The 19,743-nt window shown below is 66.5% G+C and carries 15 protein-coding genes; 8 read left to right on the top strand and 7 right to left on the bottom strand.

Going from position 1 to position 19,743, the window contains the following annotated elements; translation table 11 throughout:
* Positions 1 to 152: 152 nt before the first annotated feature.
* The 6 genes from EYF70_RS01020 to recA form a co-directional block, all read right to left on the bottom strand.
* Positions 153 to 743 (bottom strand): FHA domain-containing protein, encoded by a 591-nt coding sequence (locus tag EYF70_RS01020; protein ID WP_131143734.1) that lies wholly within the window; start codon positions 741 to 743, stop codon positions 153 to 155.
* A gap of 129 nt (positions 744 to 872) precedes the next feature.
* Positions 873 to 1,754 carry a succinate--CoA ligase subunit alpha gene (sucD, locus tag EYF70_RS01015; RefSeq protein ID WP_131143733.1) on the bottom strand — a complete coding sequence of 294 codons (882 nt, stop codon included), beginning with the start codon at positions 1,752 to 1,754 and terminating at the stop codon, positions 873 to 875.
* A gap of 13 nt (positions 1,755 to 1,767) precedes the next feature.
* Entirely contained in the window at positions 1,768 to 2,937 is a 1,170-nt protein-coding gene (sucC, locus tag EYF70_RS01010; RefSeq protein ID WP_130187385.1) for an ADP-forming succinate--CoA ligase subunit beta, read from the bottom strand.
* A gap of 55 nt (positions 2,938 to 2,992) precedes the next feature.
* Positions 2,993 to 3,235: a hypothetical protein gene (locus tag EYF70_RS01005; RefSeq protein ID WP_131143732.1), complete on the bottom strand. Its 243-nt coding sequence runs from the start codon at positions 3,233 to 3,235 to the stop codon at positions 2,993 to 2,995.
* A gap of 599 nt (positions 3,236 to 3,834) precedes the next feature.
* Positions 3,835 to 4,305 carry a recombination regulator RecX gene (recX, locus tag EYF70_RS01000; RefSeq protein WP_131143731.1) on the bottom strand — a complete coding sequence of 157 codons (471 nt, stop codon included), beginning with the start codon at positions 4,303 to 4,305 and terminating at the stop codon, positions 3,835 to 3,837.
* Between the two features lie 218 nt (positions 4,306 to 4,523).
* A complete protein-coding gene (gene recA / locus EYF70_RS00995; protein ID WP_131143730.1) occupies positions 4,524 to 5,594 on the bottom strand; it encodes a recombinase RecA in 1,071 nt (356 codons plus the stop codon).
* Positions 5,595 to 5,777: 183 nt separating this feature from the next.
* On the opposite strand from recA, the gene EYF70_RS31325 reads away from it, so the two are divergent.
* From EYF70_RS31325 to EYF70_RS00955, 8 genes are all read left to right on the top strand, one after another.
* Positions 5,778 to 6,470 (top strand): response regulator, encoded by a 693-nt coding sequence (locus EYF70_RS31325; RefSeq protein ID WP_131143729.1) that lies wholly within the window; start codon positions 5,778 to 5,780, stop codon positions 6,468 to 6,470.
* Positions 6,467 to 7,981 (top strand): sensor histidine kinase, encoded by a 1,515-nt coding sequence (locus tag EYF70_RS00985; RefSeq protein ID WP_165497531.1) that lies wholly within the window; start codon positions 6,467 to 6,469, stop codon positions 7,979 to 7,981. Before EYF70_RS31325 ends, EYF70_RS00985 begins: the two co-directional genes overlap by 4 nt.
* Positions 7,974 to 8,258, top strand: a complete 285-nt coding sequence (locus EYF70_RS00980) for a DUF4212 domain-containing protein (RefSeq protein ID WP_131143728.1) — start codon at positions 7,974 to 7,976, stop codon at positions 8,256 to 8,258. Before EYF70_RS00985 ends, EYF70_RS00980 begins: the two co-directional genes overlap by 8 nt.
* Complete coding sequence (locus tag EYF70_RS00975; protein ID WP_229420649.1) at positions 8,255 to 10,306, top strand: sodium:solute symporter family protein; 2,052 nt, start codon at positions 8,255 to 8,257, stop codon at positions 10,304 to 10,306. The genes EYF70_RS00980 and EYF70_RS00975 overlap by 4 nt, the downstream gene beginning before the upstream one ends.
* Positions 10,307 to 10,388: 82 nt before the next feature.
* Positions 10,389 to 12,380, top strand: coding sequence for a prolyl oligopeptidase family serine peptidase (locus EYF70_RS00970; RefSeq protein ID WP_131143727.1), 1,992 nt, complete (start codon positions 10,389 to 10,391; stop codon positions 12,378 to 12,380).
* 107 nt (positions 12,381 to 12,487) lie between these two features.
* Positions 12,488 to 14,542, top strand: coding sequence for a S9 family peptidase (locus EYF70_RS00965; protein ID WP_229420648.1), 2,055 nt, complete (start codon positions 12,488 to 12,490; stop codon positions 14,540 to 14,542).
* Positions 14,543 to 14,599: 57 nt separating this feature from the next.
* Positions 14,600 to 15,067, top strand: a complete 468-nt coding sequence (locus tag EYF70_RS00960) for a (2Fe-2S)-binding protein (protein WP_131143725.1) — start codon at positions 14,600 to 14,602, stop codon at positions 15,065 to 15,067.
* Positions 15,064 to 17,292: a xanthine dehydrogenase family protein molybdopterin-binding subunit gene (locus EYF70_RS00955; RefSeq protein WP_131143724.1), complete on the top strand. Its 2,229-nt coding sequence runs from the start codon at positions 15,064 to 15,066 to the stop codon at positions 17,290 to 17,292. The genes EYF70_RS00960 and EYF70_RS00955 overlap by 4 nt, the downstream gene beginning before the upstream one ends.
* A gap of 41 nt (positions 17,293 to 17,333) precedes the next feature.
* On the opposite strand, the gene EYF70_RS00950 is transcribed toward EYF70_RS00955, so the two are convergent.
* On the bottom strand, positions 17,334 to 19,706 hold the full coding sequence (locus EYF70_RS00950) for a penicillin acylase family protein (RefSeq protein WP_131143723.1): 2,373 nt from the start codon (positions 19,704 to 19,706) through the stop codon (positions 17,334 to 17,336).
* Between the last annotated feature and the right edge of the window lie 37 nt (positions 19,707 to 19,743).

Below are 19,743 nucleotides of genomic sequence, written 5' to 3'. Positions count from 1 at the left end.
TGATGTAGAGCAATCCCCGTGCCAGCCCGGTTTGTGCTGTTTCCAAGCCGAAAAAGCCATTTATGGCAGTTCCAACCGGAAATAGTGACAAATTTCGTCACTTCAAGGTTCGTAGATTGTCAGGTGCAAGGAGTGTCATCTGACGAATTTTGTCAGCCCAGCCGGAAGGCCATCCGTGTGCCGGAGAGATCCAGCACGTCGCCGTCGGCCAGTGCGTGGGGCAGCTTGCCGAGCGGTGCGCCGTTCAGCAGCGGCACGCGATCGCCATCGGCATGGAGAGCGGCATAGCCGGCTTCGGTCCGGTTGATCGTCACCACCTGGATGCCGGCGCGGCCGAGACTGGTCTGTGGCTTGTCCAGCGCGAGCAGGCGGCCGGCGTTGCTGCCGTTCAGGACCTCGATGCGGGCTGGCGGGATGGCTGCCGGCATGGCGGGAATGCCGCTGATGGGCCGGATGCCGTCCGCCACGAAGTCGATGCGGTACTTGGCCAGCTTGATGGAGTCGCCATGCTGCAGGAAGTGCTTGCCGACGCGGTGGCCGTTGACGAATGTGCCATTCGTCGAATACAGGTCTTCCAGGAAGGAATCGTCGAGGATCGTGATGATGGCCGCGTGCTCGCCGCTCACGGTCTGGTGTTCGAGCACGATGTCGTTGTGGCGGTGGCGGCCGAGCGTCATGCGCTCCTTGGTGAGCTGCACGGTTTTTTCCAGCACGCCCTCGCGCGAGATCAGGATCTTCGCCAACGCATCGCCTCCCTGTGGACTGTTGTAGAAATTCGGGGTAAAGCAACCAGCTCAGCCGTACCGGTACAAAGCGGCGCACAAAAAATAACGGGGGCCGCAGCCCCCGTCATTATCGTGCAATGGCTGCTATTACAGCATTGCCTTCAGCAGCTTGGCCATCTCGGACGGGTTCTTCGTCACGGTGATGCCGCACTCTTCCATGATTGCCAGCTTGGCTTCGGCGGTGTCGGCACCGCCGGAGATCAGCGCGCCGGCGTGGCCCATGCGCTTGCCCGGAGGAGCGGTGACACCGGCGATGAAGCCGACGACCGGCTTCTTCATGTTGTCCTTGATCCAGCGTGCAGCGTTGGCTTCGTCAGGACCGCCGATTTCGCCGATCATGATGACCGCGTCGGTATCCGGATCGTCGTTGAACATGCGCATCACGTCGATGTGCTTCAGGCCGTTAATCGGGTCACCGCCGATGCCCACGGCCGACGACTGGCCCAGGCCCAGTGCGGTCAGCTGGCCCACGGCTTCGTACGTCAGCGTGCCCGAACGGGACACGACGCCGATACGGCCTTTCTTGTGGATGTGGCCCGGCATGATGCCGATCTTGATTTCGTCCGGGGTGATCAGGCCAGGGCAGTTAGGACCCAGCAGCAGGGTCTTCGAACCAGCTTTTGCCATGCGATCCTTGATTTCCATCATGTCGCGGACAGGAATGCCTTCGGTGATGCAAATCGCCAGTTCCAGCTCGGCTTCAACGGCTTCCCAGATCGCGGCGGCGGCGCCTGCCGGCGGCACGTAGATCACGGAAACGGTAGCACCGGTTTCCGATGCCGCTTCTTTCACGGAACCAAAGATTGGAATGCCTTCGAAATCTTCGCCGGCCTTCTTCGGGTTCACGCCTGCCACGAAGGCATTCTTGCCGTTCGCGTAGTCGCGGCACATGCGGGTGTGGAACTGGCCGGTCTTGCCGGTGATGCCCTGGGTGATGACTTTGGTGTCTTTGTTGATCAGAATAGACATGTTGGTTCCTTAATTAAGCTTGACCGGCAGCAGCGGCAACAACGCTCTTCGCTGCGTCTTCCATGGTGTCGGCGGCGATGATCGGCAGGCCGGAGTCGGCCAGCATCTTCTTGCCCAGGTCTTCGTTGGTGCCCTTCATGCGGACGACCAGCGGTACCTGCAGCTGCACGGCCTTCGATGCGGTGATCACGCCTTCGGCGATCACGTCGCAACGCATGATGCCGCCGAAGATGTTCACCAGGATCGCCTTCAGGCCCGGGTTCTTCAGCATGATCTTGAAGGCTTCGGTCACTTTCTCGGCCGTTGCGCCACCGCCCACGTCCAGGAAGTTGGCTGGCTCGCCGCCGAACAGCTTGATGGTGTCCATGGTGGCCATGGCCAGGCCGGCGCCGTTCACCAGGCAGCCGATATTGCCGTCCAGGGAGATGTAGGCGAGGTCGAACTTCGATGCTTCGACTTCAGCCGGATCTTCTTCGTCCAGGTCGCGGTAGGCGACGATTTCCGGGTGACGGAACAGGGCGTTGGAGTCGAAGTTGAACTTCGCGTCCAGGGCGATGACCTTGCCTTCGCCGGTCAGGATCAGCGGGTTGATTTCAGCCAGCGATGCATCGGTGTCCCAGTAGGCTTTGTACAGGCCTTGCAGGTTGGCGCGGGCATCGGCGATCGAGCCTTCCGGCACGCCGATCTTGCGGGCGACATCGTCGGCATCCGCATCGGTCAGGCCCACGGCCGGGTCGATGATCACGTTGTGGATCTTTTCCGGATGCGATTCGGCCACTTCTTCAATGTCCATGCCGCCTTCGGAGGAAGCCATCAGCACCACGCGCTGCGAAACGCGGTCGGTCACCAGCGAAACGTACAGTTCCTTCTTGATGTCGGCGCCTTCTTCGATCATCAGACGGCGAACTTTCTGGCCTTCCGGGCCAGTCTGGTGGGTCACCAGTTGCATGCCCATGATCTGTTCGGAGTATTCCTTGACCTGCTCCAGCGACTTGGCGACTTTCACGCCACCGCCTTTGCCACGGCCACCGGCGTGGATCTGCGCCTTGACCACCCAGACCGGGCCGCCCAGCGTTTCGGCAGCTTTCACTGCTTCTTCCACGGACATGCACGGAATGCCGCGCGGAACCGTCACTCCGAACTTCCGGAGGATTTCTTTGCCTTGATACTCATGGATTTTCATGCTGGCTTCCCTTCTGATGCTGAATTTGAAATGGGTTTGAAAAGTTGCTGCTACTTCAGTCGTGCGGCACCTGAGCTGTGATGGCGGCATGAACCGCCCAGCGTGGGGTCGATACCGGGCAATTGCGCGTCCTTGCGGGGATGGCAATTGTCAAGCGGGTACGTTTGCTATGCGGGTGCGTGGCGCTGGCGGCAACCGGGATCCTGGAAGCCAGCAGAGTGTCGTTGACTGAGATGTCGGTGAAACAGGTGACGAAATCCCATGGTGCACCCATGTGCGCGAACGCCTGGATGTCCATGGCGCGCTGTGGGGAGGGCGCACTCTTGAGAGGATTTGACAGAGACATAACACCGATGCCGCTCGCGCGGCCAAATTAGTAAGCAGCCATGTACTGATTTCGTACGTTGCCGCAGCTTCTACGGACAACCACCGCACCCGCGGTGCTGCATAAAACTACAAAAGTGTAGCACACCGCTGGGGCACTGGATAGCAATGTGATCGTACAACCTCCAGCGTAAAGAGGGGCGCCACGCGGGATCGCGGTGGCAGGACGTGGCGTCGGAAGCGTTGCAGTGAATAAAGTTATTTCCTGAAGTGGGGTGCAGCTGGGGTTTCAAGGAGCACAGCGCCTTGCCAGCGTAGCGGTACAGTCATGCATGACTGTCCTCCCATTCCCATTTTCCGGGAAATGTTGCAAAACAAATGGTGACTGTCACCGTTTTTCGGGCAACAAAAAACTGCCCGGCAGCTGCCCGATGTTGGGTGAATATCGAAAAACGGTGACAGGCACCATTTTCCGGGAAATGTTGCAAAACAAATGGTGACTGTCACCGTTTTTGGGGCAACAAAAAAGCAGCCCGGAGGCTGCTCTGCGTTGTGTGAATCGTTGTGTGAATATCAGATATTTCCAAACTCGTCGTCCGGGTCGTAGCCCTTCATGGCGGCGCGCACGGCTTTCTGGGAAAAGCCGCGCTGGATGAGGAAGCGCATCTGCTTGCTGCGCTCTTCGGCATCCTCGGCGACCTTGCCGTGGAACTTGCGCCGCCACACGTCGCAGCAGCGCGCCACTTCATCTTCGGCCAGGCCGGCCTTCAGGTCCTGCAACGCTTCACCCTTGACGCCATGGCTTTGCAGTTCGGCCAGGATGCGGCTGTTGCCATAGCGGGCCGAACGGCGGTGAATCAGGGATTCGGAAAAGCGCTCCTCGGACAGCCACTTGTTTTTTTCCAGCCAGTCGAGCAAGGCATCGATGTCGTCGCCCTCTTCCGCATGGCGCGCCAGCTTGCGGGCCAGTTCCAGGCGGCTGTGCTCGCGGGTGGACAGCAGGCGCAGGGCGCGGGCTTTCAGGCTGGGGGGTGGTGCGCGCATCGGGACGGGATCGGCGGGTGGGCAGGAGAAAAGCGGACAGTATAAAAAACATCGCCACCGCCGCAAAGCGGTCGGTGGCGATGAAGAGCTTTGGTCGGTGGCGATGAAGATCTTTGGTCGGTGGCGATGAAGAGCTTTTCAGGCCCAGGATCAGTCGATCGACTGAAGAGCCGGGCGGCCAGGCCGGGGCCAGGACCGGGGCCCGCGGCCAGCCGGCATTACTCGACGGCCTTCAGTTTCGGCGCTACTACTTCGCCTTCGGTCGGCGGCAGTTCGCGCACGCCCAGCGAAGCACGCACCTTGTTCTCGATCTCGCGGGCCAGTGCCGGGCGTTCGCGCAGGAACGTACGGGCATTGTCCTTGCCTTGACCGATGCGCTCGCCGCCGTAGCTGTACCACGAGCCGGACTTCTCGACGATCTTCGCTTCCACGCCCAGGTCGATGATCTCGCCTTCGCGGGAAGTGCCTTCGCCATACAGGATGTCGAAGTGCGCTTCCTTGAACGGCGGCGCGATCTTGTTCTTGACGACCTTCACCTTCGTTTCGTTACCGATCACCTCGTCGCCGGACTTGATCGAGCCGGTGCGGCGGATGTCCAGGCGCACGGAGGCGTAGAACTTCAGCGCGTTACCGCCGGTGGTGGTTTCCGGCGAACCGAACATCACGCCGATCTTCATGCGGATCTGGTTGATGAAGATGACCAGCGTGTTGGTGCGGTTGATCGTGCCGGTCAGCTTGCGCAGCGCCTGGGACATCAGGCGGGCCTGCAGGCCCGGCAGCGAATCGCCCATGTCGCCTTCGATCTCGGCGCGCGGCGTCAGTGCCGCCACGGAGTCGATGACGATCATGTCGACGGAACCGGAGCGCACCAGCGCATCGCAGATTTCCAGGGCCTGTTCGCCCGTGTCCGGCTGCGAAATCAGCAGCTCGTGCAGGTTCACGCCCAGCTTTTGCGCATAGGTGACGTCCAGCGCGTGTTCGGCGTCGATGAACGCGCAGGTGCCGCCGAGCTTTTGCATTTCGGCGATGGTCTGCAGCGTCAGCGTGGTTTTACCGGACGATTCCGGGCCGTAGATCTCGACCACGCGGCCACGCGGCAAGCCACCCACGCCGAGCGCGATATCCAGGCCCAGCGAGCCGGTGGACACGGTCTGGACTTCTTCCAGCGGGGCGGACGAATCCATCCGCATGACGGAACCCTTGCCGAACTGTTTTTCAATCTGAGCCAGCGCCGCGGCAAGCGCTTTGGCTTTTTCGGAGGCAGGTACTGCCGCTTTCTTGTCGTCCATGATTTCCTTGACCTTTAACTGTTCAATGATTCCGAATATTCCTGTGTGTACCGATCCGGTACAAGCAGTACTGTATATGTATCCAGTGGTTTGCGCAAGCGGAATCCAGCGTTTTTACAGTGCTTTTCCAATGGCCGTCGCACATTGAGTACAATGAAATTGCCTCAATGCCCGATTGCCAACATGCGTATTTTACTAGCCGAAGATGACAGCGTCCTGGCGGACGGACTCACGCGCTCGCTGCGCCAGTCCGGCTATGCCATCGACTGCGTGAAGAACGGGCAGGAAGCCGACACCGCCCTGTCCACGCAGGAATTCGACCTGCTGATCCTGGATCTCGGCCTGCCGAAGCTGCCCGGCCTCGAAGTGCTGCGCCGGCTGCGTTCGCGCGGCTCGCTGCTGCCGGTGCTGATCCTCACGGCGGCCGATTCGGTCGAGCAGCGCGTCACCGGCCTGGACCTGGGCGCCGACGACTACATGGCCAAGCCGTTCGCGCTGTCCGAGCTGGAGGCGCGCGTGCGGGCCCTCACCCGGCGCGGCCAGGGCGGCGGTTCCACCGTCGTCAAGCACGGCCCGCTCACTTATGACCAGGTGGGCCGCAGCGCCTACATCAACGACCAGATGCTGGACCTGTCGGCGCGCGAACTGGGCTTGCTGGAAGTCCTGCTGGCCCGCACCGGCCGCCTCGTGTCGAAGGAACAGCTGGTCGATCACCTGTGCGAATGGGGCGAGGAAGTCAGCAACAACGCCATCGAAGTCTACGTGCACCGCCTGCGCAAGAAGATCGAGGTGGGCGGCGTGCGCATCGCCACCGTGCGCGGTCTCGGCTACTGTCTCGAAAAATTCTCCAGCGCCGCCGCGGCCGAACCCAAGTGAATTCGCCGGCGGACCGCTCCGATGCGGCGTGGAGCCCTGCCCTCGAGGAAGAAGAGGAGATCCAGCACTCGCTGTTCGGCGAGATCCTGGACTGGATGCTGGCCCCGCTGCTGCTGCTGTGGCCGATGAGCATCGCCATCACCTACCTGGTGGCGAAATCGATCGCCAACCAGCCGTTCGACAACGCGCTGGAAGACGCCGTCACCGTGCTGTCGCAGCAGGTGCGCGAGGTCGACGGCACGGTCGAACACCGTCTGCCCGGCGCTGCGCGCGACATCCTGCGCGCCGACGACGTCGACAGCGTCTACTTCCAGATCCTCGGTCCGCAGGGCCGCCATCTCGACGGCGACCGCGACCTGCCCCGCCCCGCCCCGCAAGCGGAAGAGGACATGGCATCCCCCGGCGCCGTGCACTTCCGCAACGCCAACCTGCACGGCACGCCCATCCGCGTCGCCTACGCCTACGTCAACCTGGAAGAAGACGGCGAACGCCCGCCCCGGCTGGCGCTGGTGCAGCTGGCCGAGACGCTGGAAAAGCGCGCCAGGCTCGCCAACGAGATCATCAAGGGCGTGATCCTGCCCCAGTTCATCATCCTGCCAGTGGTGCTGGCGCTGGTCTGGTTCGCCCTGTCGCGCGGGCTGCTGCCGCTGGCCGAGCTGCAGGAGCGCATCCGCGCCCGGCCGATCGACGACCTGTCGCCGATCGCGCCCAACCAGGTGCCGGAAGAGATCACGCCGCTGGTCCGCTCGCTCAACGAGATGCTGGCGCGGCTGTCGCAATCGATCGAAATGCAGAAGCGCTTCATCGCCGATGCGGCGCACCAGATGAAGACGCCGCTGGCCGGCATGCGCATGCAGTCGGAGCTGGCGCTGCGCCAGACCGACCAGCATGAAATCCACCGCTCGCTGGAACAGCTGGCGAAAAGCTCGGAAGCCGCCACGCGCCTGGTCAACCAGCTGCTGGCGCTGGCGCGCGCGGAAAACCAGCCGCAGTCGGGCAGCGCGTTCGCCGCGCTCGACCTGGCCGACGTGGCCCGCAGCGCCGTGCGCGACTGGGTGCCGGCATCGTTCAACTACCGCATCGACCTGGGCTACGAAGGGCCCGATGCGCCCGTGCTCATCGACGGCAGCGCCGTGATGCTGCGCGAGCTGCTGTCGAACCTGATCGACAATGCACTGCGCTACACGCCGCAGGGCGGCAGCGTGACGGTGCGCCTGCGCGCCGAGGAGGCGCCCGTGCTCGAAGTCGAGGACACCGGCCCCGGCATCCCGCCGGCCGAGCGGCAGCACGTGTTCGAACGCTTCTACCGGATCCTGGGCAGCAGCGCCGAAGGCAGCGGCCTGGGGCTGGCCATCGTGCGCGAGATCGCCCAGCAGCATGGCGCCGAGGTCGACGTCTTCAGCAACCCGCGCGCCAGCCACCCGAAATATCCCGGCAGCCTGTTCCGGCTGACGTTCCCGGCGCGCCTCGCCGACAAAGCCCCGGAAGAGGAGCCGCCGTTCTATGGCTGACATGCCTGGACATCCCGACCCGGCCATCGGGACCGACCATGACGCTGCCTACTGGCGCGGCACGCGCCGCCTGACCGCGATCCTGCTGGCGGCCTGGATCGCCACCAGTTTCCTGGCCGTGTTCTACGCCCGCGAGCTGGCTGACCTGACGCTCTTCGGCTGGCCGCTGTCGTTCTACCTGGCGGCCCAGGGCGCCTCGCTGGTCTACCTCGCCATCATCGGCATCTACGCCTGGCGCATGCGCCGGCTCGACCGCCGCCACCGGGAACAGCCGTGAAGCGCACCTTCCGGCAGCGCCTGACGCGCTACTACCTGGTCTTCACCGCCTGCTTCGCCGCGTTCCTGCTGTCGCTGGCGATGCTGGAAAGCGAAGGCATGCCGCGCGTGTGGATCGGCTACATGTTCATGTTCGCCACCATCGTGCTGTATGCCTCGATCGGGCTGGTCTCGCGCACCTCCAGCGTGGCCGAATACTACGTGGCCGGGCGGCGCGTGCCGGCGCTGTTCAACGGCATGGCCACGGCGGCCGACTGGATCTCGGCCGCCAGCTTCATCAGCCTGGCCGGCACGCTGTACCTGAACGGCTTCGACGGCCTGGCCTTCGTGATGGGCTGGACCGGCGGCTACTGCCTGGTGGCGCTGCTGATCGCGCCCTACCTGCGCAGGTTCGGCCAGTACACGATTCCCGATTTCCTCGCCGAGCGCTATGGCGGGCCGGCCAACGGCCGCGCGGTGCGGCTGTGCGCAGTGGCCGCCACCATCCTCATCTCGTTTACCTACGTGGTGGCGCAGATCTATGCGGTGGGGCTGATCGCCTCGCGCTTCACGGGTGTCGATTTCTCGGTCGGCATCTTCCTCGGCCTGGCAAGCGTGCTGGTCTGCTCGTTCCTGGGCGGCATGCGCGCCATCACGTGGACGCAGGTGGCGCAGTACATCATCATCGTCGCCGCCTTCCTGATCCCGGCCATGTGGCTGTCCGCGAAGCACAGCGGCAATCCGATCCCGCAGGTGGCCTACGGCAAGCTGCTGCCGCAACTGTCGGCGCGCGAAGCCGCACTGGTGGCCGACCCCAGGGAAACCGCCGTGCGCGATGTATTCCGCGAACGCGCCGCGCAATACCAGCAGCGCCTGGACGGCCTGCCCACCGCGTGGGAAACCGGGCGCGCCGAACTGCAGCATGCCCTCGACAACGTTCGCCTGCGCAACGCCTCGCTGCTGGAAATCCGCGCCGCCGAGCGTGCGCTGATCGCCTATCCGAAGAGTGCCGACGATGCCGTGGCCATCTGGAACGCGGCGCGCAACGATAACCTGCGGCGCGCGCGGCCGCTGACGCCGCACGCGGTACCGTTCCCGGGCGCCACGCAGGAACAGTCGGACATCAAGCGCCGCAACTTCATCGCGCTGGCGTTCTGCCTGATGCTGGGCACCGCCGCGCTGCCGCACATCCTGATGCGCTCGTACACCACGCCATCGGTCGACGAAACCCGCGTGTCCGTGTTCTGGACGCTGTTCTTCATCCTGCTGATCTACCTGACCATCCCCGCGCTGGCGGTACTCGTCAAATACGACATCTACAGCGCACTGGTCGGCAGCCATTTCTCCGAGCTGCCCACCTGGGTGTCGTACTGGGCCAGCGTGGACCGGGCCAACCCGCTGATCAGCATCACCGACATCAATGGCGACGGCCTCGTGCAGCTGGCCGAGATCGCCATCGACGGCGACGTGCTGGTGCTGGCCACGCCGGAAATCGCCGGACTGCCCTACGTGATTTCCGGCCTGGTGGCGGCCGGCGGCCTGGCCGCGGCCCTGTCCACGGCCGATGGCCTGCTGCTGGCCATCTCCAACGCCCTGTCGCACGATGTGTACTACAAGATCGTCGACCCGAAGGCCTCCACGCAAAAACGCGTGACGATCTCGAAGCTGATCCTGCTGGGCGTGGCCTTCGTGGCCGCCTATTCCGCTTCGTCGAAACCGGGCGATATCCTGTCGCTGGTGGGCGCCGCGTTCTCGCTGGCCGCCTCCACGCTGTTCCCGGCGCTCGTGATGGGCGTCTTCTGGCGCCGCGCCAACCGCTGGGGCGCGCTGGCCGGCATGGCCACCGGCTTCCTGGTCTGCCAGTTCTACATGGTGCGCACCAATCCCACGCTGGGCGGCAGCGCGGCCACCCAATGGTTCGACATCGCGCCGATCTCGGCCGCCGTGTTCGGCGTGCCGGCCGGGCTCCTGGCGCTGGCCCTGGTCAGCCTGCTGACACCGCCGCCGGCACCGCGGCAGGCGGCACTGGTGCGCCACATCCGTACGCCGGAAATTAATGAGATTAAATAAAAATTGATCATGTGACATTTGGTGAGAAAGCTGGAACGGGACGCATGATAAGTTCGCTGACTTACCGTTATTACCGACTTTCATGCCGACTTCCGCTCTCCTGGCCGGGGCCCTGCTGGCTGCCGCCCTGCTGCTGCCCGGCCGCGCCGCCGCCGCGCCACCGCCCGTGCAGGACTTCTTCGACAACGCCGAATTCGGCGGCGCGCAACTGTCGCCCAACGGACGCCACCTGGCCGCCAAGGTCACTGCGGCGGAGGGCGGCCGCGACAGGCTGGCTGTCGTCGACCTGGCCACGCTGGACGCCAAGGTGGTGGCCTCGTTCGCGGACGGCGACATCGGCCACTTCCAGTGGGTCAGCGACAACCGGCTGCTGTTCGACAGCACCGACAAGGACCTGGCACCGGGCGAAGTCAATGCCGCGCCCGGGCTCTACGCGGTCGATCGCGACGGCAAGAACTTCCGCCCGCTGGCGGAGCGGCGCGGCCGCTTCGTCCGCGCCGGCGACGGCGACAAGCTGCTGCCCTGGCATACCTACATGCTGCCGCAGCCGGGCGCGCAGGATTCGGACAGCGCCTATGTGCGCAGCGTCCATTTCGAAACCAGCGGCGCCGTGCTGGCGATCGAGCTGCTGCGCCTCGACACGCGTACCGGCCGTACCGCCGAAGTGACGGAACCGGGCCATGTGCTGAACTGGATGCTCGATGCGCGGGGCGAACCGCGCATGGCGGTCACGCTGGAAGAGGGAAAGCACACCATCTGGCTGCTGGAAAAAGACAAGTGGCGCGTGGTCACCACGTTCGATGGCTATGTCGATTCCAGCGGCGGCTTCGAGCCGCTGGAATTCGCCGCCGATGGCCGGCTGTACGTGGCGGCCCGCCGCAACGGCGACCGGCGCGCCGTCCACGTGTTCGATCCGGCCACCGGCAAGGTGGGCGACCAGGCGCTGTTCGCCCTCGACAGGCACGATTTCTCCGGCCACCTGATCCAGGTAGCCGGCAAGCTGGCCGGCATCCGCTACAAGGGCGATTCGGAAGACACCGTGTGGCTCGATCCCGAACTGAAGGCGCTGCAGGAAACCATCGACGCGAAGCTGCCCGGCAATGTCAACCTGGTCGAGGTGCCGCGCCGGCCGGAAACGCCGTTCGTGCTGGTCACCACCTACTCCGACCGGCAGCCGAAGGTCTTCCTGCTGTACAACCGCGAGACGGGCAAGTTCAGCCCCGTCGGCAAGGCGCATCCCCGCATCCAGGCGCGGCAGATGGGCACGCAGGAAAACGTGCTGTACACGGCGCGCGACGGCTTGCCGATCCCGGGGCTGCTGACGCTGCCGGCCGGCGCGGGCCGCCAGGACAAGCTGCCGATGGTGGTCCTGGTGCACGGCGGCCCGTGGGTGCGCGGCACGGAATGGGGCTGGTCGGCCCACGCCCAGTTCCTCGCCTCGCGCGGCTACGCGGTGCTGGAACCGGAATTTCGCGGCAGCACCGGCTATGGCGCACGCCACTTCTCCGCCGGGCTGAAACAGTGGGGCCTGGCGATGCAGGACGACGTGGCCGATGGCGCGCGCTGGGCCATCGCACAAGGCATCGCCGATCCGAAGCGCATCTGCATCGCCGGTGCCAGTTACGGCGGTTACGCCACGCTGATGGGCCTGATCCGCGACCCCGACCTGTACCGCTGCGGCGTGGCATGGGCCGGTGTGGCCGACCTGCGGCTGATGTACGGCAGCTGGCTGCATGGTTCCGATGTGCCGAAGCAGTACATGCGCTACGGCATGCCGCAACTGATCGGCGACCTGGAAAAGGATGCCGCGCAACTGAGCGCCACGTCACCGGTGGAACAGGCGGCCCGCCTGCGCCAGCCACTGCTGCTGGCCCATGGCAGCGCGGACCGGCGCGTGCCGCGCGCCCACGGCGTGCGCTTCCGCGACGCCGTGAGCGCCACCAACAAGGCGGTCGAATGGGTCGAGTACGAAGACGAGGGCCACGGCTGGACGCTGCCGAAGAACCGCTTCGATTTCTGGACTCGCGTCGAGAAATTCCTCGACCGGCACATCGGCACCGGGGCGCCGAAATAACCTTGCCGGTGTAACGGGTGTGACATTCCGAGAGAAAACAGCGGTGGCCGGCATGCTATGTTGCCGGCTTTGCCAAACCTGTCATTCATCTCTCACCGGACATGCCTTTGAAATCGCCGCACCGTTCCCTGCTGTCGCATCTCTCCCTCCTCTTGCTGGCCGCCAGCCTGCTGACCGGCGCCCACGCGGCGTCCGCCGCCCTGCCGCCGGTGGCCGACTTCTTCGGCCCGTCCTCGTTCGGCGGCGCGCAACTGTCGCCCAATGGCCAGTACGTGGCCGCCAAGGTGCCGGGGCCGAGCGGCCGCGACCGGCTGGTCGTCGTCGAACTGGCCACCTCGAAGGCACAGGTAGTCGCCGAGTTTTCCGATGGCGACGTCGACGACTTCCAGTGGGTCAATGACGGCCGGCTGCTGTTCGACTGCACCGACAAGGACGTCGGCGCGGGCGACGTCAATGCCGCGCCGGGCCTGTTCGCGGTGGACCGGGACGGCAAGAACTTCCGCCAGCTGGCGCAGCGCCGTTCCAGCTTCATCACCACGCCGGCCGCGGCGAAGCTGCTGCCCTGGCATACCTACATGCTGCCGCAGCGCGGCGCGCAGGATTCGGACGCGGTCTACGTGCGCAGCGTGAGCTTCGAGCCGGGTGGCGCGGTGCGCTCGGAGCAGCTGCTGCGGCTGGACACGCGCACCGGCCGCAGCACCGGCGTGCCGATGCCCGGCAGCGTGCAGAACTGGGTCCTCGACGCGCGCGGCGAACCGCGCATGGCCATCACGCTGGCGGACGGCAAGAGCACGATCTGGCTGCGCGAAGAAGACAAGGCAGGCGACGCCAGGGGCGACATGGCGAGCGGCAAGTGGCGCGCCATCACCACCTTCGATGCCTGGGTATCCAGCGCGGGCGGCTTCACGCCGCTCGACTTCGATGCCGACGGCCGCCTGTACGTGGCGGCGCGCCACCGCAGCGACAAGATCGCCATCCACACGTTCGACCTGGCGGCCGGCAAGGTCGATCCGGTGCCGCGCTTCGCGGTCCAGCGCTACGATTTCTCGGGCCACCTGATCCGCAGCGGCGACAAGCTGGTCGGCGTGCGCTACCTGGGCGACACGTACGCCACCGAATGGCTCGATGCCGACATGAAGGCGCTGCAGGAAAAGGTCGATGCGCTGCTGCCCGGCCTGGTCAACCTGATCTCGCTGCCGCGCCGGCCCGAAGCGCCATTCGTGCTGGTCACCACCTATTCGGACATGCAGCCGCGCACCTACTTCGTCTACAACCGCGATACGGGCAAGCTGGACCTGCTCGGCCAGTCGCAGCCGAAGCTCGATGCCACGAAGATGGGCCGCCAGCACCTGGTCACCTACCCGGCGCGCGATGGCTTGCCGATCCCGGCCCTGCTGACGCTGCCGCATGGCGCGAAAAGTACCGACAAGCTGCCGATGGTGGTGCTGGTGCACGGCGGCCCCTGGGTACGGGGAGCGGTGTGGGAATGGTCCGCCGATACGCAATTCCTGGCTTCGCGCGGCTATGCGGTGCTGGAGCCGGATTTCCGCGGCAGCACCGGCCATGGCGCGAAACACCTCACGGCCGGCTTCAGGCAATGGGGCCGCGCCATGCAGGACGACGTGGCCGACGGCACCCGCTGGGCCATCGAGCAGGGCGTGGCCGATCCGGCGCGCATCTGCATCGCCGGCGCCAGCTACGGCGGCTATGCCACGCTGATGGGCCTGATCAAGGATCCCGACCTGTACCGCTGCGGCATCAACTGGGTGGGCGTCACCGACATCAAGCTGATGTACGGCGGCAGCTGGTTCCACAGCTCCGACCTGCCGGCCCAGTACATCCGCTACGGCATGCCGCGCCTGATCGGCGACCTGGACAAGGAAGCGGAGCAGCTGATGGCCGTCTCTCCCGTCGAGCAGGCCAGCCGGCTGCGCCAGCCGCTGCTGATGGCCTATGGCGGCGCCGACCGCCGCGTGCCGCGCGCCCACGGCACCCGCTTCCGCGACGCCGTTGCCGCCACCAACAAGGACGTCGAATGGATCGAGTATCCGGAAGAAGGCCACGGCTGGCGGCTGCCGAAGAACCGCATCGACTTCTGGAGCCGTGTCGAGAAATTCCTCGACCGGAACATCGGGCCCGGCGTACAAAAACAGGACAATTGACGACAGAATCGCGATGACGCCCGGCCGATAATGGGCTTTTCCATGCCGGGGGGCGCCATGGCCACGAAACTGATCCTGAACGGGCGCCGCGTGTCGGTCGACGCGGCGCCCGACATGCCGCTGCTGTGGGCGCTGCGCGACGTGCTGGGCATGACAGGCACCAGGTTCGGCTGCGGTGCCGGCCAGTGCGGCGCCTGCACGGTGATCGTCGACCGCGCCGCCATGCGCGCGTGCAGCGTCGCGCTGGGCGACCTGGCCGGCAAGCAGGTGCGCACCATCGAAGGCCTGGCCGATCCGAAGACGCGCCGGCTGCACCGGGTGCAGCAAGCCTGGGTGGACTGCAACGTGGCCCAGTGCGGCTACTGCCAGGCCGGCCAGATCATGAGCGCCGTCGCGCTGCTCGAGACCCATCCCCAACCCACCGATGCCCAGGTCACGGACGCCATGAACGGCAACCTGTGCCGCTGCGGTACCTATCCGCGCGTGCGCGCCGCGATCGCCCAGGCTGCGGGAGGCAAGGCATGATGAAGCGCAGCGCGGGCATGACACGGCGTAATGCCGTGAAGCTGATGGCACTGGCCGGCGGCGGGCTCCTGCTGGAAGGCTTCCTGCCCGCCGCACGCGGCAAGACAAACGGCGCCAGCGCCGGCGCGCATGTCGGGTATTTCCTGCGCATCCCGCCGGAAGGTCCGATGGAATTCGCGCTGACGCAGCATGAAATGGGGCAAGGCGTGGGTACCAGCCTGGCGATGATCTTCGCACAGGAGCTCGGGGTGCCGATGGCCGCGCTGCGCGTGGTGCCGGTGGCCGAGACGGGCGGGCGCTACGTGCTGTCCGGCACCGGCGGCAGCAACTCCGTCAAGGACAGCTGGCTGCCGCTGCGGCGCGGTGCGGCGCTGGCGCGGCAGGCGCTGGTGGCCGCCGCCGCACGGCGCTGGCAATGCGACAGCGCCGCGTGCACCGTGCAGGCGGGGCATGTCGTTGGTCCGTTGCCGGCGCAGCGCCTGTCGTTCGGCGCGCTGGCCGCGGAAGCCGCCGCCGATGCGCCGCCGGACCGGGAAGCCTTCCGCAAGCTGGCCCCGCCGCTGCGCGAGGCACCCGCGCCAGGTGGCAGCCAGCCGAATGTGTTCGCCGAAGCGATCGTGCGCGGCGAGCAGCCATACGGCATCGATACCGCCATCCCCGGCATGCTGCATGCCAGCGTGGAGCGCTCGCCCCGGCTGGGCGGAAAGGTCAGGTCGTTCGACGCGACGCGCGCTCTGCGCGTGCCGGGCGTGCGTGCCGTGGTGCTGATAGAAGGCCACGTGGCGCCGGCCCGGAACGTGGTGCCGCCCGCGCCCTATTATTCCAGCAAGGATGGCGTGGCCGTCATTGCCACCTCCACCTGGGCGGCGCTGCAGGGACGCCGTGCGCTGACCGTGGAGTGGGAAACGCCGGCCGGCCCGGCATACGACAACACCGCCTGGGAAGCCCACGCCGCCAAATTGCTGGACGATGCCGTTGTCCTTGGCGAACAGGGTAGCGCGGCCGGCGGCGGCACGGAAGTGGCGGCGGAATACGTGTACCCGTTCCAGGCCCACGCGTGCATGGAGCCGATGAATTGCGTGGCGCATCACACCAGCAGCCGGATCGACGTATGGGTGGGCGCGCAATCGCCGAACGGCTGGCGCGATGGCCTGGCCGAGCTGTTCAAGCTGCCGCAAAAGGACGTGGTGCTGCACCCGCGCTTCTCCGGCGGCGGCTTCGGCCGGCGCTTCTACATGGATACGGCGATCGAGGCCGTGCGCATCTCGGCCGCCGCCGGCCACGTTCCCGTGAAGGTGACGTGGACGCGCGAGGACGACCTGCGCCACGATCATTTCCACCCATACGCGCACAGCCGGCTGCGCGCCCGCCTGAACGCCGATGGCACGCTGGCCGCCTGGCACCACGACGAGGCGCGCGCCTACTTCGCCAGCGCGCGCGGCGAGATCCCGTGGTTCGGCTACGATGCCGGCCACGTGCGCTATGCCTTCGCCAACGCCCAGAGCGGCAGCCCGCTGCAGGGCGGTGCGTGGCGCTCGGTGGTGGCGAACCACTGGGCCTTCGCGCAGGAATGCTTCATCGACGAGCTGGCCCATGCGGCGGCGCGCGACCCGGTACGATTCCGGCTGGCGCTGCTGGCCAGCGGCGCGGACAAGCCGGCGGGCGATCGTTACAAGGTCAGCCAGGCGCGCCTTCGCAAGGTGGTGGAACGGGCCGCGGAACTTGCTGGCTGGGGCGGTGCCCCTTCCGCGGCCGCAGGCACGGGAACGCGCACGACAGCGGACACGACAACCGGCCGCGGTTTCGCCGTGTATCCCTACCTGCACGGCGACAGCTACTGTGCGATGGTGATCGACGTGGCGGTGCGCGGCAGGCAATTCCGGATCACCCGCGTGGTCGCGGTGGTCGATTGCGGCCTCGTGATCAACGCCGATGGCGCGCGGCAGCAGGTCGAAGGGGGAATCGCCTGGGGCCTGTCGGCCGCGCTGCACGGCGGCATCCGGCTGGCCGAAGGCGCCGTGGCGAACACGAATTTCCACGACACGCCCGTCTTGCGGCACGCCGACATGCCGCGCCGGATCGAAGTGCACTTCGTGCAGGAACCGGGCGCCGCGCCTTGCGGCCTGGGCGAGATCGCCCCGCCGCTGGTGGCGCCGGCGCTATGCAACGCGCTGTTCGCCGCCACCGGCCAGCGCATCCGGCGGCTGCCGGTGGCGCTGGCCTGAGCATTCCCGGCGCTCAGTTACTGCTGCTCGGTTGCTGCTGCTCAGTTGCTGCTGCTGATCACCCGCTTCTTCAGCGCCGGGTCGGCGGCGATCTCGGCGGCCGTGAACGGCAGCGTGATCCACTCGCGCCGCGAGAAGCGCTGCGTCTGGTCGGCGTGGTGCGGCGACGCGGGATCGGCCGATTGCGAATAGGCCAGCAGCGCCTCGGCACGCGGGCCATCGGCGCCGAAGCCCACCACCTGCACATAGGTCGTGCCGCCGCGCACTTCGAAGCGGCCATCGTGCGGCTCGGCCACCACGTCGATAGTGTTGAAGATGCCCAGCGCGCCTTCGCCGCCGTGGATCGGCACGGCCGGCCCACCGCGCCTGCTCACCTGGAAATCCCGCAACCTGGCATCGGCAGCGATCCCCGCGCGCTCGAATAGCCCGACCACGCCGGCCAGGCTGTCAGCCAGCTGCTGCGAGATGGCCGGATCGCGGTAGTTCAGGCCGCGCGGCGTATGGACCGGATCGTCCGGATCGAACGGCACGCTCCATGCGCCGGGCATGGCGAGCGTGTCGAGCATCGTTGCCGTGAAATACGGCAGGCCGATCCCGGCATCCAGGCCTGCGTCCCCCGTCCACGCCGCCAGGCCGGCGCAGCCGGTTGCCAGCTCGGCGGTGGCACCCGCCGTGCCGCACCACGCCAGCAGATCGGGCAGCAGGAGCGGCGCCAGGTACACCTTGTTGTCCAGTGCCATCTCCCGCAGGTCGGCGGGCGTCAGCCTGCCCTTGCCCAGCCGCGCCGCCAGTTCGCTCAGCGCCAGCCGCGTGCGGGCGCCCTGCTCTTCGCTGTCGCGCGATACCAGCGCGGGGAAGCCCGCCAGGGGCGCGGCCGGGTTGCTGAGCCACGCGCTGTCGTTCGCGTTCTGCACATAGTCGCGGCGCTCCAGCACGGGCAGCCGGCTGGCCGGCACGGTCCCGGGCTGCGGCGCGCCCGGCTCGTTGCGCCAGGCGCAGGCGGCGCGGCTGCCATCGAGGACATACAAGCCCGCTTTCGCCAGCTCGGACAGTTCGGGCACCACGCAGCCGGCCAGCGCATCGTCCGGCAGGTTGGCGATGGGAGAGACGTTCATCATCAGCGTATTGCCGGCGCGGTCGGCGGCGATCGTGTTATTCCATGGATTGCCCGCCAGGCGCAGGTTGGCGTCCTTCAGCTCCGCCAGCGATTTCGCCAGGTTCATCCGGTACCACTGCGCCACCACGCGGTGGTTGACGGCATTGGCGTCGCGCAGCACGTAGGCGGTGGTGCTGGTCCACGCCAGGCCCTCCGGGTGCGAGAACAGTGGCCCATCCCCGGTGCTGTACAGCGTGCGGCTGCGCGTTCCCATGCTGCCGTCGGGATGCTTCACCGGCACGGTGATCGTGCGCCGCAGCATCGGCCGCGACTGGCCATCGACGATGTAGCGGGTGGGATCCTGCCTGTCCAGCTGCAAAGCGTAGACGGTGGCGTGGGCCGAGGTATCCGTGGTGTGCGTCCACGCGAAGTCGCGCGTGAAGCCGATGCCGACGGCGGGCAGGCCGGGCAGTGTCGCGCCCATCACGTCCATCTTCCCCGGGATCGTCAGGTGCAGCTGGTAGAAGCGCTGCGCGTCACCCCAGGGCAGGTGCGGCTGGCCCAGCAGCATGCCGCCGCCATCGGCGCTGGCCTCGCGGCCGATGGCGACGGCATTGCTGGCGGTCAGGCGTGGCGGCGGCAACCGGACCGGCTGCCGCGTTCGCGCCGCTGCCGGCGCCGGCGTGCTCCCCTGCCCGGGCGGCTGGGTGGCGCCGATATGGCCGATCCAGCCCATGGCTGTCATGCCGGTGCGGCGCATCAGGCGGATCAGGTCCAGCTCCGTCATCGGCCGTACCCAGCTGCCGTTGCGGCACGCCTGCGGCAATCCGGCCACGCCGCGCTCCGCCAGGTAGTGGTTGAAGCCCGCCGCATAGCCGCGCATCAGCGCCTGCACCTCGGCGGGCTGCGCCTGCCAGGCTTCCTGCACGATCGCATCGTCGTTCCATTGCCGGAAGAAGAAGTCGGAATCGAGGTTGTTCACCGCGAAATCCGGGTTCTCGGAGGACGCCAGGTCGGGCCCGAAATGGCGCGAACGGTCGCCGTTCACGGTGGCGATCTCGCTGGCCAGCAGGCACGCGTTGTCCTCGGCGTAGGCATAGCCGATGCCGAAGCCCAGCCCGGCCTCGTCCTTTGCTTCGATATGGGGAATGCCGTACGAGGTGCGCTGGATGGTGGCCTGGTAGCGCGGCTGCGCGGCCGGGGGATGGTTGCCGTTGTGGTTGCCGTTGTGGTTGTCGTGGTCGTTGTTGTCGTTGCTGCCGCAGGCGGCCAGCAGGGACAGGGCGGCCAGTGCCGCCACGTTCGGTTTGCAAGTCATGGAGGGCTCCGCTGAAGTGTGGTGCGGGTACTGTGCC

This window comes from Pseudoduganella albidiflava (assembly GCF_004322755.1).
Lineage (GTDB): Bacteria > Pseudomonadota > Gammaproteobacteria > Burkholderiales > Burkholderiaceae_D > Rugamonas > Rugamonas albidiflava.
This window is presented reverse-complemented; position numbering and strand designations above follow the sequence as displayed.

Coding starts and splice junctions, on each gene's coding strand:
- sucD (WP_131143733.1), bottom strand. CDS start 1,754: ATGTCTATTCTGATCAACAAAGACACCAAAGTCATCACCCAGGGCATC.
- sucC (WP_130187385.1), bottom strand. CDS start 2,937: ATGAAAATCCATGAGTATCAAGGCAAAGAAATCCTCCGGAAGTTCGGA.
- EYF70_RS01005 (WP_131143732.1), bottom strand. CDS start 3,235: ATGGACATCCAGGCGTTCGCGCACATGGGTGCACCATGGGATTTCGTC.
- recX (WP_131143731.1), bottom strand. CDS start 4,305: ATGCGCGCACCACCCCCCAGCCTGAAAGCCCGCGCCCTGCGCCTGCTG.
- recA (WP_131143730.1), bottom strand. CDS start 5,594: ATGGACGACAAGAAAGCGGCAGTACCTGCCTCCGAAAAAGCCAAAGCG.
- EYF70_RS31325 (WP_131143729.1), top strand. CDS start 5,778: ATGCGTATTTTACTAGCCGAAGATGACAGCGTCCTGGCGGACGGACTC.
- EYF70_RS00980 (WP_131143728.1), top strand. CDS start 7,974: ATGGCTGACATGCCTGGACATCCCGACCCGGCCATCGGGACCGACCAT.
- EYF70_RS00970 (WP_131143727.1), top strand. CDS start 10,389: ATGCCGACTTCCGCTCTCCTGGCCGGGGCCCTGCTGGCTGCCGCCCTG.
- EYF70_RS00960 (WP_131143725.1), top strand. CDS start 14,600: ATGGCCACGAAACTGATCCTGAACGGGCGCCGCGTGTCGGTCGACGCG.
- EYF70_RS00955 (WP_131143724.1), top strand. CDS start 15,064: ATGATGAAGCGCAGCGCGGGCATGACACGGCGTAATGCCGTGAAGCTG.
- EYF70_RS00950 (WP_131143723.1), bottom strand. CDS start 19,706: ATGACTTGCAAACCGAACGTGGCGGCACTGGCCGCCCTGTCCCTGCTG.